Raw genomic sequence first — 16072 nt, forward strand, 5'->3', positions numbered from 1 at the left:
GCAACAGGATCAGTCGCGGAAGTTGTTGAAGTCCAGCGGCGCTTCGGGGACGTCCTTGCGCAGCAGCGCGATCACGCTCTGGAGATCGTCGCGCTTGGTCCCCGTGACACGCACGGCGTCACCCTGGATGCTGGCCTGCACCTTGATCTTGCTGTCCTTGATCATCTTGACGATCTTCTTCGACAGATCGCCGGTGACGCCCTTCTTGATGGTGATGACCTGCTTGACCTTGTCACCGCCGATGCGCTCGGTCTTGCCGTAGTCGAGGAAGCGCACATCGACATTGCGCTTGGCCATCTTGCTGATCAGCACGTCCTTGACCTGGCCGAGCTTGAAATCGTCATCGGCGAACGCGGTGAGTTCGTTCTCCTTGTGCTCGACCCGTGAATCCGAACCCTTGAAGTCAAAGCGGTTCGTGATTTCCTTGTTGGCCTGCTCGACCGAGTTCTTCACCTCGATCATGTTCGCTTCGCACACTACGTCAAACGACGGCATTGCATTCTCCTTGTCTTGCTGCGTGTTGCTTGTTGCCTGTACCGGGCGCGCGCCGGCTGGCGGCGGCGCTTACGTATAATCCAGCCTACCCTGCAGTCCGGTGCCGTCGACCCCGGCGGGCCGCTTCACCTTTCCCTTGCATGGCAGATTTCCTCGAATTTTATCCCCTGCGCCGCCACAATACATTCGGATTCGACGTGCGCGCGCGCTTTGCGGTGCACGTGCGCAGCGAAGCCGACCTGCTGGCCGCCCTGGCCGATCCCCGCGCGCAAGGCCTGCCGCTGGTGGTGCTCGGCGGCGGCAGCAATGTGGTCCTTACGCAGGACCTTGACGCGCTGGTGCTGCTGATGGAGATTCCCGGCTACGCGGTGGCCTCGGCGGATGCCGCCCACCTGGTGACGGCCGGTGCTGGCGAGAACTGGCATGCGCTGGTCTGCCGCACGATCGCCGACGGCCTTCCGGGCCTGGAAAACCTGGCCCTGATCCCCGGCACCGCGGGCGCCGCGCCGATCCAGAACATCGGCGCCTACGGCGTGGAGCTGCGCGAGCGCTTCGACAGCCTGCGCGCGTTCGACCGCCATAGCGGCGAATTCGTCCACCTGACGCTGGAGCAGTGCCGGTTCGCCTACCGGGACAGCCTGTTCAAGCGTGAGGGGCGGGACCGCTACATCATCACCGCCGTCACCCTGCGCCTGCCGCTGCCGTGGCAGCCAGTGCTGGGCTATGCGGAACTGGCGCGCGAACTGGCGCAAGATCCTGCGGCGCATCCCACGGCAGACCGCGTCCGCGACGCTGTGATCGCGATCCGCTCGCGCAAGCTACCCGACCCGGCCCAGGTCGGCAATGCCGGCAGCTTCTTCAAGAACCCGGTGGTGGGCGCCGAACAGCGCGACGCGCTGCTGATGCGGTATCCCAACCTGGTCAGCCATGCCCAGCCTGACGGCAGCTACAAGCTGGCAGCCGGCTGGCTGATCGACCAGTGTGGATTCAAGGGGGTCAGCGACGGCCCGGTGGGCGTCTATGGCAAGCAGGCGCTGGTGCTGGTGCACCACGGCGGCGGCACCGGGCAGGCGCTGCTGGCGCTGGCGCACCGCATCGCCGATGCGGTACAGGCCCGCTTCGGCGTGCGGATCGAACCCGAGCCGGTGGTGCTTTAAGCCGTCCGGGCTGCCGTGATCAACCGAAGTGGCAGACGTAGTCCAGCGTTTCGGTCACTTCGATATCGAAGCTGCTGTCGCCGGGCACATTGAACTGCTGGCCGGCGCCATAGGTATGCCACTGGTCTTCGCCAGCCAGCTTGACGCGGCACACGCCGCCATTGATTTCCATGATTTCCGGGGCGCCGGTGTTGAAGGTCAGGGCGGCGGGGAAGATCACGCCCAGCGTCTTGCGGGTGCCGTCCGGGAACAGCACGGTGTGGCTCACGCACTTGCCGTCGAAGTACAGGTTGGCTTTCTTGACGACGGATACGTTGTCGAACTGGCTCACGCTATTTCTCCTTGATGCTCTTGGTTCTGGATGACTGAATCGGGAATACCGCAGGGCAAGGCGGCGCAAAAAAGGGGCCATGACGGCCCCTCTTCTGTTGCATGCCTGCAGCCGGCTTACTCGCCGCGCTGGCGGCGAGCGTTTTCGGCGATGCGCATGCGCAGCGCGTTCAGCTTGATGAAGCCGCCGGCGTCGGCCTGGTTGTAGGCGCCGCCGTCATCATCGAAGGTCGCGATGGTCTTGTCGAACAGCGTGTCCTTGGAGTCGCGGGCGACCACGATCACATTGCCCTTGTACAGCTTGACGCGGACCCAGCCGTTGACCTTGGCCTGGGTGTGGTCGATCAGCACCTGCAGCGCGCGGCGCTCCGGGCTCCACCAGTAGCCGTTGTAGATCAGGCTGGCGTAGCGCGGCATCAGGTCGTCCTTCAGGTGAGCCACTTCGCGGTCGAGCGTGATCGACTCGATAGCGCGGTGGGCCTTCAGGATGATGGTGCCGCCAGGGGTTTCGTAGCAGCCACGGCTCTTCATGCCGACGTAGCGGTTTTCCACCAGGTCGAGGCGGCCGATGCCGTGCTTGCCGCCCAGGCGGTTCAGCTCGGTCAGCACTTCAGCCGGGGTCATGCGCTTGCCGTTCAGGCCAACGATATCACCGCCCTCGAACTCGACGTCCAGGTACTCGGCCGCGTCCGGTGCGTTCTCCGGCGACACGGTCCAGCGCCACATGTCTTCCTCGGCCTCGGCCTTGGGGTCTTCCAGGTGGCGGCCTTCGAAGGAGATGTGCAGCAGGTTGGCGTCCATCGAGTACGGGGCGCCGCCCTTCTTGTGCTTCATGTCGATTTCGATGCCGGCCTTTTCAGCGTAGGCCAGCAGCTTCTCGCGCGACAGCAGGTCCCACTCGCGCCACGGGGCGATGACCTTCACGCCCGGCTCGAGGCCGTAGTAGCCCAGCTCGAAGCGAACCTGGTCGTTGCCCTTGCCGGTAGCGCCGTGCGACACAGCGTCGGCGCCGGTGCTGCGCAGGATTTCGATCTGGCGCTTGGCGATCAGCGGACGCGCGATCGAGGTGCCGAGCAGGTACTCGCCTTCATAGACGGCATTGGCGCGGAACATCGGGAAGACGAAATCGCGCACGAACTCTTCGCGCAGGTCGTCGATGAAGATGTTTTCCGGCTTGATGCCGAACTTGAGCGCCTTCTGGCGGGCAGGTTCGAGTTCCTCGCCCTGGCCGATGTCGGCGGTAAAGGTGACCACCTCGCACTGATAGGTGTCTTGCAGCCACTTCAGGATCACCGAAGTGTCCAGCCCGCCGGAGTAGGCGAGCACGACTTTCTTGATATCGCTCATGTTCGACTCGATGCGAAAAGTAAGCGCGGCCAGCCACAAAGCCAGTCACGCGAGAAAAAGGGATGCGGAAAGACCGCTATTTTGACACGTCCGCCCCGGCTTGGGCGGCACTTGGCGAGCCGGGCGAGCATGCGGGCACCGGATTGGCGCGCCGCATGTGCGCCAATCGTGGCGCCACCCCGCCAATGTTCAGTAACGCCCGCAGAGCAGGTATTCCATCAGCGCCTTCTGCACATGCAGGCGGTTCTCAGCCTCTTCCCAGACCACGCTCTTGGGGCCATCGATCACGGCGGCCTCGACTTCCTCGCCGCGGTGGGCAGGCAGGCAGTGCATGAACAGGGCATCGTCGCCGGCGCGATCCATCATGGCGGTAGTCACCATCCAGTTCTGGAAGGCGCGCTTGCGCGCGTCGTTCTCGGCCTCATAGCCCATGCTTGTCCACACGTCGGTGGTGACCAGGTCGGCACCCTGGCAGGCGGTCAGCGGATCGTCGAACACCTTGACCAGATGAGCGGCCGTTGCCGGCACCATGGCCGGATCGAGCTGGTAGCCGGGAGGCGCCGAGAAATGGAACGTGAAGCCGAGGCGCTCTGCGGCCTGGATCCACGTGTAGGCCATATTGTTGGCGTCACCGATCCATGCGACGGTCTTGCCGCGGATGCTGCCACGCTGCTCGATGTAAGTGAAGACATCGGCCAGCACCTGGCAGGGATGGTATTCGTTGGTCAGCCCGTTGATCACCGGCACGCGCGAATGCGCGGCGAAACGCTCGATGATTTCCTGGCCGAAGGTGCGGATCATGATGATGTCGACCATGCGCGAGATCACCTGCGCCGCGTCCTCGATCGGCTCGCCGCGCCCCAGCTGGGAGTCGCGGGTGTTGAGGAAGACGGCATGGCCACCGAGCTGGTGGATGCCGGCCTCGAACGACAAGCGCGTACGAGTCGAGTTTTTCTCGAAGATCATGGACAGCGTGCGGTCGTGCAGCGGATGCCATGTCTCGTAGTTCTTGAACTTGGTCTTCAGAATCCGTGCGCGGTCCAGCAGGTACTCGTACTCGTCGGGAGTCAGGTCGCTGAACTGGAGGTAATGCTTGATCGAAGTTGGGCTCATAAAACAAAGAAGGCGGCTCGGTGGTGGCATGCCGCCATGAAGGGTTCATGACCTGACCATGCCGCGGAGCCGCCTTTCGCGTCGCTTACGCAATTTAACTGTAAGAATCATAAGGGATTATTGTGGCTTTGGCGAGCGTGCACGGCACCTCGCCCGGCATGGAGGCTTATGCGCGAGTCTTATATAAGATATAATACTGGCTGATTCACGCGGGGCCCGGCATACCCATGCCACCGCCCGCTGCCGGCATCAAAAGTGCCCCCGCCGACACCGACGCCCCCGCCGCCACGGCCGGAATGAAACGAACTAATCGTTTCCTGGCCGCGTCAAACGGGCTTCCGTTTGGTCAGTCTGGCGGGTTTACCGTCGAGTCACCCGTCTTATCCCCGCAGTCTCATGAATCCCACAGTTCGCGAATACTTCATCCAAGGCATCACCAAGGAAGGCAAGACCTTCCGCCCAAGCGACTGGGCTGAACGACTGTGCGGCGTGATGGCGCAATTCCGCCCCGAAGGCGACACCGGCGACCCCCGCATCACTTACTCACCTTACGTGCGGCCAGTGATGGCCGGCGGGCTGAAGAGCGTGGTGGTCGATGCGCGGCTGCGCGATATCGAGCCCAAAGCGCTCGACTTCGTCCTCAACTTCGCGCGCGACAACAACCTGCAACTGGTCGAGGCCTGCTCACTGGAGTGAGCTCGCACTGAAGCAGCTGCGGCATGGCCGCAGCTAGCCGCACATACCCTCAGGACAGGTGTCAGCCCAAAGCACGAAGCAAAGTACAAAGCAAAAAAAGCTCGTCAAATGACGAGCTTTTTTATCGGCTGGACTACCCCGTAAGGCGATCCACCCTGCCGGCTGACAACCTGACCAGAACCCTGGCACACCGCCGAGGCGGCGCAGCCACGCAATGGCCGGCGAACAGCCGGAAGGTGCCTGGCTTGCGCCCGGCACCAGTGCCTATATCAGGCAGCCATCGACTTGATAGCCGACGACAGGCGCGACTTGTGGCGCGCAGCCTTGTTCTTGTGCACGATCTTCTTGTCGGCGATAGCGTCGATGATCGATTGCGAGTTCTTGAAGATCTCGGCAGCAGCAGCCTTGTCGCCGGCTTCGATTGCCTTGCGAACAGCCTTCACTGCGGTACGCAGACGCGAACGCAGGCTGGAGTTGTGGGCGTTCTGGGCGACGGCCTGGCGCGCGCGCTTGCGAGCTTGTGCGGAATTTGCCATTTAAGTAGATTTCCTGAATTCAGATGCGTGCCCGACGGGAGGACGGAGCAAACCGCGGACACAATTAAGTGCACATCAAGCGACCCGGGATGCACTGGCACACGAATCCGGAACGCAACTAGCCTTGTGAATCGGCAATTATACACACAAGAAAAAGCGGCTGGCAAGCCGAGCCACACCTCATCTCGAGCAGGGCGAAGCAAACGCCGATATACGTGCATATCCGGGCGCCTGCGGGGCCAAACCGTATAATACGCGCCACACCGGCCCCGCCCTCGCGTGGCCTCGATGCAACTTTGGCGCGCGCCCGGCGTCTGAACCCGGTTCGCACCGGCGGTCCGACCCACGCTGCCGCCGCCACCCCTTGCCGCCGAACCATCTTGAACCTGCTCAAAGCGCTCGCCACCATCAGCAGCCTGACGATGCTGTCGCGCATCACAGGCCTTATCCGCGAGATCCTGATCGCGCGTGCCTTTGGCGCCTCGGACATGACCGACGCCTTCAACGTGGCGTTCCGCATCCCCAACCTGCTGCGCCGGATCTTCGGCGAGGGCGCATTCTCGCAAGCCTTCGTGCCCATCCTGGGTGAATACCACAGCAAGCGCGGCGAGACCGAGACCCGCGCGCTGATCGATGCCGTTGCCACGGTCATGACCTGGGTCCTGATGGGCGTCTCGCTGCTTGGCGTGATCGGCGCGCCGGTGGTCATGATGGTGGTCGCCACCGGCTTTCGCCAGCATGGCGGAGAAACCTATGACGCGGCGGTCTTCATGACGCGCGTGATGTTTCCCTACATCGGCCTGATCTCGCTGGTGGCGCTGGCCTCCGGCATCCTGAACACCTGGCGCCGCTTTGCCATGCCGGCCTTCACCCCGGTGCTGCTCAATATCTGCCTGATCATCGCCGCGCTGTTTGTCGGCCCGCATATGGCGCAGCCGATCTACGCGCAGGCCTGGGGCGTGCTGGTGGGCGGCATCCTGCAGCTGGCGGTGCAGATTCCGGCGCTCCGGCGCCTGGGCGTAATGCCGCGCCTGCGCTTTAACCTGCGCGCGGCCTGGGCGGAGCCGGGCGTGCGCCGCGTCATGCGGCAGATGGCGCCGGCGCTGCTGGCGGTCTCGGTGGCCCAGATCAGCCTGATCATCAATACCAATATCGCCTCGCGCCTGGCCGCCGGCAGCGTGTCCTACCTGACCTATGCCGACCGCCTGATGGAATTCCCGACCGCGCTGCTGGGCGTGGCGCTGGGCACCATCTTGCTGCCAAGCCTGTCGAAAGCCAGCGCCGAGGAAAACCGGGCCGAATACTCCGGCCTGCTGGATTGGGGCCTGCGCCTGACCTTCCTGCTGGCCGTGCCGTGCGCGGTCGGGTTGTTCGTGTTCGGCGCGCCGCTCACGGCGGTGCTGTTCAACTATGGCAAGTTCGACGCCCATGCGGTGGAAATGACCCGCCAGGCGCTGGTCTCCTACGGCATCGGCCTGCTGGGACTGATCCTCATCAAGATCCTGGCGCCGGGCTTCTATGCCCGCCAGGACATCCGCACCCCAGTCAAGATCGCCCTGCTGGTGCTGGTGATCACGCAGTTGTCCAACTACGTCTTCGTGCCGCGCTTTGGCCATGCGGGCCTGGCGCTGTCGATCAGCTTCGGCGCCACCGTCAACGCGCTGCTGCTGTTCCTGGGCCTGCGCAAGCGCGGCTTTTACTCGCCGGCCAAGGGCTGGTGGCTGTTCCTGGCCCAGTTGCTGACCGCCGTCACGCTGCTGGCGGGCATGCTGTTGTGGTTCGCCCGCAACTTCGACTGGGTCGCCCTGGGTGCCACGCCATTGTTGCGTATCGCCCTGCTGGCCTCGTGCCTGGTACTTGCGGCAGTCGTCTACTTCGGTACACTGTGGCTCATGGGGCTGAGATACTCCGCTTTCAAGCGGAGAGCCGGCTAACAAGCCCCCGCCTGCCAAACCTGCCCTTTTCGCCAGCGCCAGACGGCGCCGGCCAAGGGTTGCGGCAGCGCGCGGTGCAGGGTCAAGGCTACTGAGGTTGTGTCAGAATGAGATGAAGCGGTTCTGCCCAGGCGCGCGACCGCGGACGGTACCAACACCCTACCGTCCGGGAAGGCACGCCACGCCGCCAGCATTCATCCGGAACAGCCGCCAGGCCGCATTCAGGAACGCCGCAATGACAACCACGAAAGTCCTGGAATACTTTGCCAGTCTCGTGGCAGACGAGAACGGTATCCCGCTGACAGAGACCGTGCTCTCGATCGCCCAGGATGCCTATCCGGACCTGGACCTGCAGGCCGAGCTCGCAGCGCTCGACATGCTCGCGGTACGCCTGAAACGCCGCGTCGCCGAAGGTACGCCGGCCATCCAGCGCATGCGCCTGCTCAATCATTTCTTCTACCGCGACCTGGGCTTCGGCGCCAACGCGAACGATTACTACGACCCCGACAACTCGTACCTGAACGTCGTGCTCAAGCAGCGGCGCGGCATCCCGATTTCGCTGGCGGTACTTTATATGGAGCTGGGCCAGCATATTGGGCTGCCGCTCAAGGGCGTGTCCTTCCCTAACCATTTCCTGGTGCGGATGTCGATTCCGGCCGGCGAGGTGGTGGTGGACCCGCTCACCGGCGAGACCTTGTCCAAGGAACAGTTGCAGGAGATGCTCGATCCGCACCTGGAGCGCGAGGGCATCGCGGATCCCAACGAGGTGCCGCTGGGCCTGTTCCTGCAGGTGGCCAGCCACCGCGAGATCGTGGCGCGCATGCTGCGCAATCTCAAGGCGATTTATCTGCAGGAGTCGCGCTGGCAGCGCTTGCTGGCGGTGCAGAACCGCCTGGTGATCCTGTTGCCCGGATCGATCGAGGAGGTGCGCGACCGCGGGCTGGCGTATGCCAACCTGGAGTGCTTCCGCCCGGCGCTTGCCGACCTGGAAGCCTATGTGATGGCGCGCCCGGATGCGGCCGACACCACCCAGATCCGCGACCGCATGCCGGCGCTGCGCATGATGAGCCGCAGCGTAAGCTGAAAGTAACTGACACTCAGGCGGGGGCAGGCCGAGGCCCGCCCCCGCTGGCTCAGGAAGGACGGCGCTTGCCGCCCCGCACCAGCTTCCACAGGCCACCCAGCACCAGCGGCACCACAGCCGCGCCGATGCCCGCCAGCACGATCAGGTTCAGGTACTGCTTGATGAACGGCAGGTTGCCGAAGAAGTAGCCGGCAAACACCAGGCCCAGCACCCAGGCCGCCGCGCCGATCACGTTGAACAGCTGGAACTTGGCAAAAGTCATCTGCGACACGCCGGCCACGAACGGCGCGAAGGTACGCACGATCGGCAGGAAACGGGCCATCACCAGCATCTTGCCGCCATGGCGCTCGTAGAAATCGTGCGTCTTGCGCAGCGCCTGCTGGTCCAGGAAGCGCCAATGGCCGTCGAACACTTTCGGCCCGACCCAGCTGCCGACAAAGTAGTTGACAGTATTGCCGCCAATCGCCGCCACCAGCAGCAGGCCGACCAGCGCCCATTCATTCATGGCGTGCGTGGCGCAGAAGGCGCCGGCGATAAACAACAGGGAATCGCCCGGGAGAAAAGGCAGCACCACAAGCCCGGTCTCCGCGAACACGATGGCGAAGAGGATGGCGTAGACCCACGCACCGTAGTTCTGGATGACGGTGCCTAGGTATTTGTCGACGTGCAGCAGCATGTCGATGAACTGCAATGCGATATCCAATTCGATCCCCGTTCGATAATTTGCCGACATCATACAAGACCGGACAGGCGCCAAAGTCACCTTGCCCAACCACTTTTCATCCATTGCACGCCCATGGGCCAGGCGGCGCACCCACGTATAATTCCGCCCATGCCTGCCCAAGCCCCGCACCCCGCCCAGCCGCTCCGTCCCATCCGCCCCCTGCCCGACCAGCTGATCAGCCAGATCGCGGCCGGCGAGGTGGTGGAGCGCCCCGCCTCCGTGGTCAAGGAACTGCTGGAGAACGCGCTGGACGCCGGCGCCACCCAGCTCAACCTCCGCCTGGAGGAAGGTGGCGTGCGCCGCATCGTGATTGCCGACAACGGCTGCGGCATTCCCGCCGATGAGCTGCCGGTCGCGCTCAAGCGCCACGCCACCAGCAAGATCGCCTCGCTGGACGAGCTTGAAGCGGTGCTGACGCTCGGCTTTCGCGGCGAAGCGCTGGCCTCGATCGCCTCGGTGTCCGAGCTGACCCTGACCAGCCGCACCGCCAGCGATACCCACGCGATGCAGGTGATCGCCGACACCGGCGTGGTACAGCCCGCATCCGGCGGCGTGGGCACCACCGTCGACGTGCAGCACCTTTACTTCAACACGCCAGCGCGCCGAAAGTTCCTGAAATCCGAACAAACCGAGTTTGGCCACTGCCTGGAAATGGTGCGGCGCGCGGCGCTGGCGCGCCCGGACGTGGCCATCTCGGTCCATCACAATGGCAAGCCGATGGAGCACTGGAACGCCGGCGACGTCGCCACGCGCACCGCCCAGGTGCTGGGCGCCGACTTCGCCAACGCCCGGCTGCCGCTGGATGAAGAGGCCGGCAGCTTGCACCTGTACGGCTTTGCCGGGCTGCCCACCGCCTCGCGCGGGCGCCCGGACCAGCAGTTCTTCTTCGTCAACGGCCGCTACGTGCGTGACAAGCTGCTGACCCACGCGGTGCGCAGCGCTTACCAGGACGTGCTGCACGGCGACCGCTTCCCCTCCTACGTGCTGTGCATGGACCTGCCGCCCGAGATGGTGGACGTGAATGTGCACCCGTCCAAGATCGAAGTGCGTTTCCGCGAATCGCGCTCGGTGCACCAGTTTGTCTACCACGCCGTGCAGCGTTGCCTGGCGCGGCAGGCCGGCGAGCAAGGCGACAGCCTGCATACGTCGGTCGGCGCGGACGATCCGGCGGCGGTCGAGCCGATTGGCGGTGCCGGCGGATTCCCGGGCGCGCGAAGCTTTGGCGGCGGCTCCAGCGGCTCCGGTAGCCTCGGCGGCTTCGGCGGATCGGGCAGAAGCGGCGGCATGGGCGGCGGCGCCAGCCCGCGCCCGTGGGTCGACTATACGGCCGCCGCACGGCAGACCGAGCTCGGCGTGGCCCAGCCCCGGCAGGCCTACCTCGGCATGGTGCGCGACGCGATCCAGCCGGGCGGCGGGTTTTCACGCGGCCCCGGCGCCTATGTCCCGCCGGCCGGCCCGGGCGCCACGCCCCCGGCCTGGCTGGCCGATGCGCAAGCCGCGCGCGAGAACGACCCGCCCGGCCTGCTGGACCAGATGGCCCGCCAGGAACTTCCCGAAGACGAGGCCAGCCCGCTGGGCTATGCCATCGCGCAGCTGCACGGCATCTATGTGCTGGCGCAAAACGCGCGCGGCCTGGTGCTGGTGGATATGCACGCTGCCCACGAGCGCATCCTCTACGAGCAGATCAAGACCGCGCTCGAAGCGCGCGAACTCGCGGTGCAGTCGCTGCTGATCCCGGTTACGCTCACAGCCAGCCCCGTGGAGATCGGCACGGCCGAAGAGCACCAGGAAACCCTCACCCTGCTCGGCTTCGACATCGCGCAGGTCTCGCCCACCACGCTGGCGATCCGCGCGATTCCCGCGCTGCTCAAGCAGGCCGACACCGAAGCCCTGGCGCGCGACGTGCTGCGCGACCTGCAAGCCTTCGGCGGCTCGCGCGTGCTGGTCGAACGCCAGAACGAGCTGCTGGCCACGCTGGCTTGCCACAGCGCGGTGCGCGCCAACCGCAAGCTCACGCTGGAAGAAATGAACGCGCTGCTGCGGCAGATGGAGCAGACCGAGCGCGCCGACCAGTGCAACCACGGCCGGCCCACCTGGGTGCAGCTGACCGTGGCGGAACTCGACCGCCTGTTCCTGCGCGGGCAGTAAGCCGCGTGCCCGACGACTTGATGACAACCGCCTCATCCAGCAGCACCGCCGCGGCCGCATCAGGCCACGCCCCGGTGGTCTGCCTGCTCGGCCCCACCGCCTCCGGCAAGACCGCCGCGGCGCTGGCGCTGGCCGCGCAGACACCGATCGAGATCATCAGCCTGGACTCGGCCCTGGTCTACCGCGAGATGGACATCGGCACCGCCAAGCCCTCGCCCGCCGAGCTGGCCGCGGTGCCGCACCACCTGATCGACATCATCGACCCTGCCGATAGCTACTCGGCCGCCCAGTTCGTCACCGACGCCGAGCGGCTGATCGTGGAGATCCGCGCGCGCGGCCGCGAGCCGCTGATCGTCGGCGGCACCATGCTGTACTACAAGGCGCTGACGCAGGGCCTGAACGACCTCCCACAAGCCGATCCGGCCCTGCGCGCCGAGCTGGACGCGCTGGCCGCCGAGCGCGGCTGGCCGGCGCTGCACGCCATGCTGGGCGAGGTCGATCCGGTCACCGCGGCCCGCCTCGCGCCCAACGATGCCCAGCGCATCCAGCGGGCGCTGGAGATCCACCGCCTGTCCGGCCAGCCCATGTCGGCGCTGCTGGCGCGGCAGGCCGACGAGCGTGCCTTTGCCGGCGCCGCCGACCGGCGCTATCGCGTGATCGCGCTGGAGCCGTCGGACCGCGCCGTGCTGCACGCGCGCATCGCCGCCCGCTACGACGCCATGTTGGCTGGCGGCTTTATCGAGGAAGTGCAACGGCTGCGCGCGCGCGGCGACCTGCAGCCCACGCTGCCCTCGATCCGCTGCGTCGGCTACCGGCAGGTGTGGGAATACCTCGACGGCGAGACCGATTTCGACACCATGCGCGAGCGCGGCCTGGCCGCCACCCGCCAGCTCTGCAAGCGCCAGCTGACCTGGCTGCGCAGCACGCCCGAGCGGGAGGTTGTGGACTGCCTGGCGCCGGACTACGTCGCGCAGGTAGCGCGGCTGGCGCGGATCGGGCAAGCGTAGCGTCACTGGGGGGCAGGTGTGACGGATAAGCGATAATCGTCGTTTGTATCTTGCCGATGACGTCAAATCCCGCCATGTCTGCCACCGATTTCGTACTGCGCCCCGCCACTTCCGATGATTGCGAAACCTTGCTCGCGCTGATCAAGGGACTGGCCGAATACGAGAAACTCTCCCACCTGGTCGAAGCCACGCCGGAAAAGCTGCGCGAGGCGCTGTTTGGCCCGCGCCCGCATGCCGAGGCTGTGCTCGTGGAGGTCCCCGGCACCCAGGGCCCGCAGGCCGTCGGCTTTGCCTTGTTCTTCCACAATTTCTCGACCTTCCTGGCCAAGCCCGGGCTGTATCTGGAAGACCTCTATGTCGACCCCGCCTGGCGCGGCCATGGGCTGGGCAAGGTTCTGCTCAAGCATCTTGCGGCGCTGGCGGTGGAACGCGGCTGCGGCCGCTTTGAATGGAGCGTGCTGGACTGGAACACGCCTTCCATTGATTTCTACCGGGCAATGGGCGCGGACGTGATGCCGGACTGGCGAATTTGCCGGGTGACCGGGGAGGCGCTGGCGAAGCTGGGCGCGGCGCAGTCACTCCGCAGACCGTAGATCGACGGTCTGCGCCCGACGGGCAAAAAAAACGGCGCATGCCTGAGCATGCGCCGTTTTTTTATTGGAGCGGGACCGCTCAGGCCACGATGGTCTGTGCCTGGCCTTCTTCGCGCTCGCGGATCTCGCCAATCTGCCATACGGCTTCGCCAGCGGCTTGCAGATGACGAATGGCGCGGTCGGCGTCTTCCTTGGCGACGATCACCACCATGCCGATGCCGCAGTTGAACACGCGGTGCATTTCGTCATCGGCAACGTTGCCCTGGGCTTGCAGCCACTGGAACAGCGGCGGCAGGGTCCAGGCGTCGCGCTGCAGCACGGCGGTCACGTTCTGCGCCAGCACGCGCGGCACGTTCTCGGTCAGGCCGCCGCCGGTGATGTGGGCCATGCCCTTGACCGGCAGGGTCTCGATCAGCGACAGCAGCGGCTTCACGTAGATGCGGGTGGGCGCCATGATGGCGTCCTGCAGGCGCTGGCCGTGGAAATCGCCGTTCAGGTCCGGCTTGGCCACTTCGATGATCTTGCGCACCAGCGAGTAGCCGTTGGAGTGCGCGCCCGACGAGGCCAGGCCCAGCACCACGTCGCCCGGCACGATGGTGGTACCGTCGATGATGCGGCTCTTCTCCACGGCGCCAACCGCGAAGCCGGCCAGGTCGTACTCGCCATCGGGGTACATGCTGGGCATTTCGGCGGTTTCGCCACCGATCAGCGCGCAGCCGGACAGCTCGCAGCCGTGGGCGATGCCTTTGATCACGGTCGCCGCGGTTTCCACGTCGAGCTTGCCGCAGGCGAAGTAGTCGAGGAAGAACAGCGGCTCGGCACCCTGCACCAGGATGTCGTTGACGCTCATGGCGACCAGGTCCTGGCCCACGGTGTCGTGGCGGTTCAGCTGGAAGGCCAGCTTGAGCTTGGTGCCCACGCCGTCGGTGCCGGAGACCAGCACCGGCTCCTTGTATTTCTTGGACAGCTCGAACAGCGCGCCAAAGCCCCCGATGCCGGCCATCACGCCTTCGCGCATGGTGCGCTTGGCGAACGGCTTGATGCGATCGACGAGCGCGTCGCCCGCGTCGATATCGACGCCGGCATCGCGGTAGGAGAGGCCTGCCTGGCCGGAAGTGGGGGATGCGCTCATGGGAACCTGCTTTTCCTGGAGTATGAAGTGAGGAATGCGGCGCTCACGACGGCGATTTGCGGCCGCGAGTCCAGTAGAATTGCAATTTTAACGGATACGGGCTTCCGGCTTCCAGTTTCCGGTGTTCCGTGTCATGAAGTATTGTCCGCAGCCATTCCCGATGAAGATGATTCCGGCAGCCACCGGCCGTTCTGCCCGCGCCCTACAGGCGGTCAGCGCCTGCCAGCCGCGACGCGTTTACCTGACAGATGATCCGTACCCAAAGTAACCGATAAGTCATGTTTCAGCGTCCCAAGCAGCTATCGCTTGAACTTGGCAGTCCGCCGCCCTCGACCTTCGAGAATTTTTTCGTTGCGGTCAACCGCGAGCCGGTGCAGCGCCTGCGCGACCTGGCCACAGCGGTGGCGCAGGAGCGGGCCGCCGACCGCCTGATCTACCTGTGGGGCGAAGTGGGCTCGGGCCGCACCCACCTGCTGCATGCGGTCTGCGACAGCGGCTACCAGGCCGGCATCCGTTGCCGCTACCTGAGCCCGCATCACGCCTTGTCGGACTTCATCTTCGACCCGAGCTGCCAGCTCTACACCGTGGACGATGTGGAGCTGCTCGACGAAGCGCGCCAGATCGCCGTGTTCTCGCTGTACAACGAGGTCCGGGCGCATGTGCGCACCGCCATCGTGGTGGCCGGCAGCCAGGCGCCGCTGGCCATGCCGGTGCGCGAGGACCTGCGCACGCGGCTGGGCTGGGGCCTGGTCTATCAGTTGGCACCGCTGTCGGACGAGGACAAGATGGCGGCGCTGGTGCAGGCCGCGCGCGAGCGCGGGCTGCAGCTTTCACCGGAAATCCCGCACTGGCTGGTCACGCGCAAATACCGCGACATGCCCAGCCTGATGGCCCTGCTGGACGCGCTGGACACCTATTCGCTGGAGCGCAAGCGCGCCGTCACGCTGCCCCTGCTGCGGGAAATGTTTGCCGAGTTGCGCGAGTGAGCCAGGGCCTGCGCGCCGGCGCGCGTGACCCATGGCATGCACCGTGCTTGCCTTTGTTTGCATCCAGAGACGTTAAGAAAGCTCTCACAGTCCCGTTAATGTAAAATCGCCGCCCATGAATCTGGCATTGTTCGACCTCGACCACACCTTGCTCCCGACCGACAGCGACCACGAATGGGGCCGCTTCCTGGTGCGCCTGGGCGTTGTCGACGAGGAATTCTACCGCCGCAGGAACGACGAGTTCTTCGGCCATTACAAGGCTGGCACCCTGGATATCCAGGCTTTCCTGCGTTTCGCGCTGGCGCCGCTGGCGGCCAATCCGCGCGACCGCCTGGAAGCGTTGCGCGGCCAGTTCATGCGTGAAGTGATCGATCCGGTCATCACCCCGCAGGCGCGCGCACTGGTCTACAAGCACCTCGACGCTGGCGACCTGTGCGCCGTGGTCACCGCCACCAATAGTTTCGTCACCGCCCCGATCACGGCGGCCTTCGGTATCAAGCACCTGATCGCCACCGAGCCGGCCACCGTCAACGGCAAGCCCGACGGCGCCTTCACCGGCGAAGTGGCTGGCATTCCCAGCTTCCGCGAGGGCAAGATAACCCGGGTGGAAGCCTGGCTAAAGAGCATGGGCACCCAATGGGATGCCTTCGAAAACACCACCTTCTACAGCGATTCGGCCAACGACCTGCCGCTGCTGGAGAAGGTCAGCGAGCCGATCGCCGCCAACCCGGACGATCGCCTGCGTCACCACGCCGCCGCGTCAGGCTGGCGCATCATGGACCTGTTCTGA

The 16072-nt window shown here is 65.3% G+C and carries 16 protein-coding genes; 9 read left to right on the forward strand and 7 right to left on the reverse strand.

Going from position 1 to position 16072, the window contains the following annotated elements; translation table 11 throughout:
• Positions 1-9 precede the first annotated feature (9 nt).
• Positions 10-495, reverse strand: coding sequence for a YajQ family cyclic di-GMP-binding protein (locus ACX12D_RS16200; RefSeq protein ID WP_006157531.1), 486 nt, complete (start codon positions 493-495; stop codon positions 10-12).
• A 140-nt stretch (positions 496-635) separates the two neighbouring features.
• Here ACX12D_RS16200 and murB point away from each other — a divergent pair, with 140 nt between their 5' ends.
• A complete protein-coding gene (murB, locus tag ACX12D_RS16205; protein ID WP_459371923.1) occupies positions 636-1652 on the forward strand; it encodes a UDP-N-acetylmuramate dehydrogenase in 1017 nt (338 codons plus the stop codon).
• A gap of 19 nt (positions 1653-1671) precedes the next feature.
• On the opposite strand, the gene ppnP is transcribed toward murB, so the two are convergent.
• The 3 genes from ppnP to argF form a co-directional block, all read right to left on the reverse strand.
• Complete coding sequence (gene ppnP, locus ACX12D_RS16210) at positions 1672-1983, reverse strand: pyrimidine/purine nucleoside phosphorylase (RefSeq protein ID WP_441636562.1); 312 nt, start codon at positions 1981-1983, stop codon at positions 1672-1674.
• Between the two features lie 116 nt (positions 1984-2099).
• Positions 2100-3329, reverse strand: coding sequence for an argininosuccinate synthase (locus tag ACX12D_RS16215; RefSeq protein ID WP_035867543.1), 1230 nt, complete (start codon positions 3327-3329; stop codon positions 2100-2102).
• Positions 3330-3518: 189 nt separating this feature from the next.
• Positions 3519-4442 carry an ornithine carbamoyltransferase gene (argF, locus tag ACX12D_RS16220; RefSeq protein WP_043349360.1) on the reverse strand — a complete coding sequence of 308 codons (924 nt, stop codon included), beginning with the start codon at positions 4440-4442 and terminating at the stop codon, positions 3519-3521.
• A gap of 396 nt (positions 4443-4838) precedes the next feature.
• Here argF and ACX12D_RS16225 point away from each other — a divergent pair, with 396 nt between their 5' ends.
• On the forward strand, positions 4839-5138 hold the full coding sequence (locus tag ACX12D_RS16225; protein ID WP_006157536.1) for a DUF3579 domain-containing protein: 300 nt from the start codon (positions 4839-4841) through the stop codon (positions 5136-5138).
• Between the two features lie 269 nt (positions 5139-5407).
• Here ACX12D_RS16225 and rpsT read toward each other — a convergent pair whose 3' ends face one another.
• Positions 5408-5674, reverse strand: coding sequence for a 30S ribosomal protein S20 (gene rpsT / locus ACX12D_RS16230; RefSeq protein WP_006157537.1), 267 nt, complete (start codon positions 5672-5674; stop codon positions 5408-5410).
• A gap of 380 nt (positions 5675-6054) precedes the next feature.
• Between rpsT and murJ the strand changes: the two genes are divergently transcribed.
• Entirely contained in the window at positions 6055-7608 is a 1554-nt protein-coding gene (gene murJ, locus ACX12D_RS16235) for a murein biosynthesis integral membrane protein MurJ (protein WP_441636557.1), read from the forward strand.
• A gap of 235 nt (positions 7609-7843) precedes the next feature.
• A complete protein-coding gene (locus ACX12D_RS16240; RefSeq protein ID WP_459371926.1) occupies positions 7844-8692 on the forward strand; it encodes a SirB1 family protein in 849 nt (282 codons plus the stop codon).
• Positions 8693-8741: 49 nt separating this feature from the next.
• Here ACX12D_RS16240 and ACX12D_RS16245 read toward each other — a convergent pair whose 3' ends face one another.
• Positions 8742-9368 (reverse strand): VTT domain-containing protein, encoded by a 627-nt coding sequence (locus ACX12D_RS16245; RefSeq protein WP_241754543.1) that lies wholly within the window; start codon positions 9366-9368, stop codon positions 8742-8744.
• A gap of 156 nt (positions 9369-9524) precedes the next feature.
• Here ACX12D_RS16245 and mutL point away from each other — a divergent pair, with 156 nt between their 5' ends.
• From mutL to ACX12D_RS16260, 3 genes are all read left to right on the forward strand, one after another.
• A complete protein-coding gene (gene mutL / locus ACX12D_RS16250; RefSeq protein ID WP_459371927.1) occupies positions 9525-11564 on the forward strand; it encodes a DNA mismatch repair endonuclease MutL in 2040 nt (679 codons plus the stop codon).
• 20 nt (positions 11565-11584) lie between these two features.
• Entirely contained in the window at positions 11585-12571 is a 987-nt protein-coding gene (gene miaA, locus ACX12D_RS16255) for a tRNA (adenosine(37)-N6)-dimethylallyltransferase MiaA (protein WP_459371928.1), read from the forward strand.
• A gap of 74 nt (positions 12572-12645) precedes the next feature.
• A complete protein-coding gene (locus ACX12D_RS16260; protein ID WP_459371929.1) occupies positions 12646-13164 on the forward strand; it encodes a GNAT family N-acetyltransferase in 519 nt (172 codons plus the stop codon).
• 79 nt (positions 13165-13243) lie between these two features.
• Here the strand turns inward: ACX12D_RS16260 and purM are convergent, their stop codons facing one another.
• Positions 13244-14296 (reverse strand): phosphoribosylformylglycinamidine cyclo-ligase, encoded by a 1053-nt coding sequence (purM, locus tag ACX12D_RS16265; protein WP_441636548.1) that lies wholly within the window; start codon positions 14294-14296, stop codon positions 13244-13246.
• A gap of 278 nt (positions 14297-14574) precedes the next feature.
• Between purM and hda the strand changes: the two genes are divergently transcribed.
• Together hda and ACX12D_RS16275 are read left to right on the forward strand one after the other, a co-directional pair.
• Positions 14575-15282: a DnaA regulatory inactivator Hda gene (hda, locus tag ACX12D_RS16270; RefSeq protein ID WP_043349383.1), complete on the forward strand. Its 708-nt coding sequence runs from the start codon at positions 14575-14577 to the stop codon at positions 15280-15282.
• 115 nt (positions 15283-15397) lie between these two features.
• Positions 15398-16072, forward strand: a complete 675-nt coding sequence (locus tag ACX12D_RS16275; protein WP_459371931.1) for a histidinol-phosphatase — start codon at positions 15398-15400, stop codon at positions 16070-16072.

The sequence above is a fragment of the Cupriavidus sp. PET2-C1 genome (assembly GCF_054515855.1).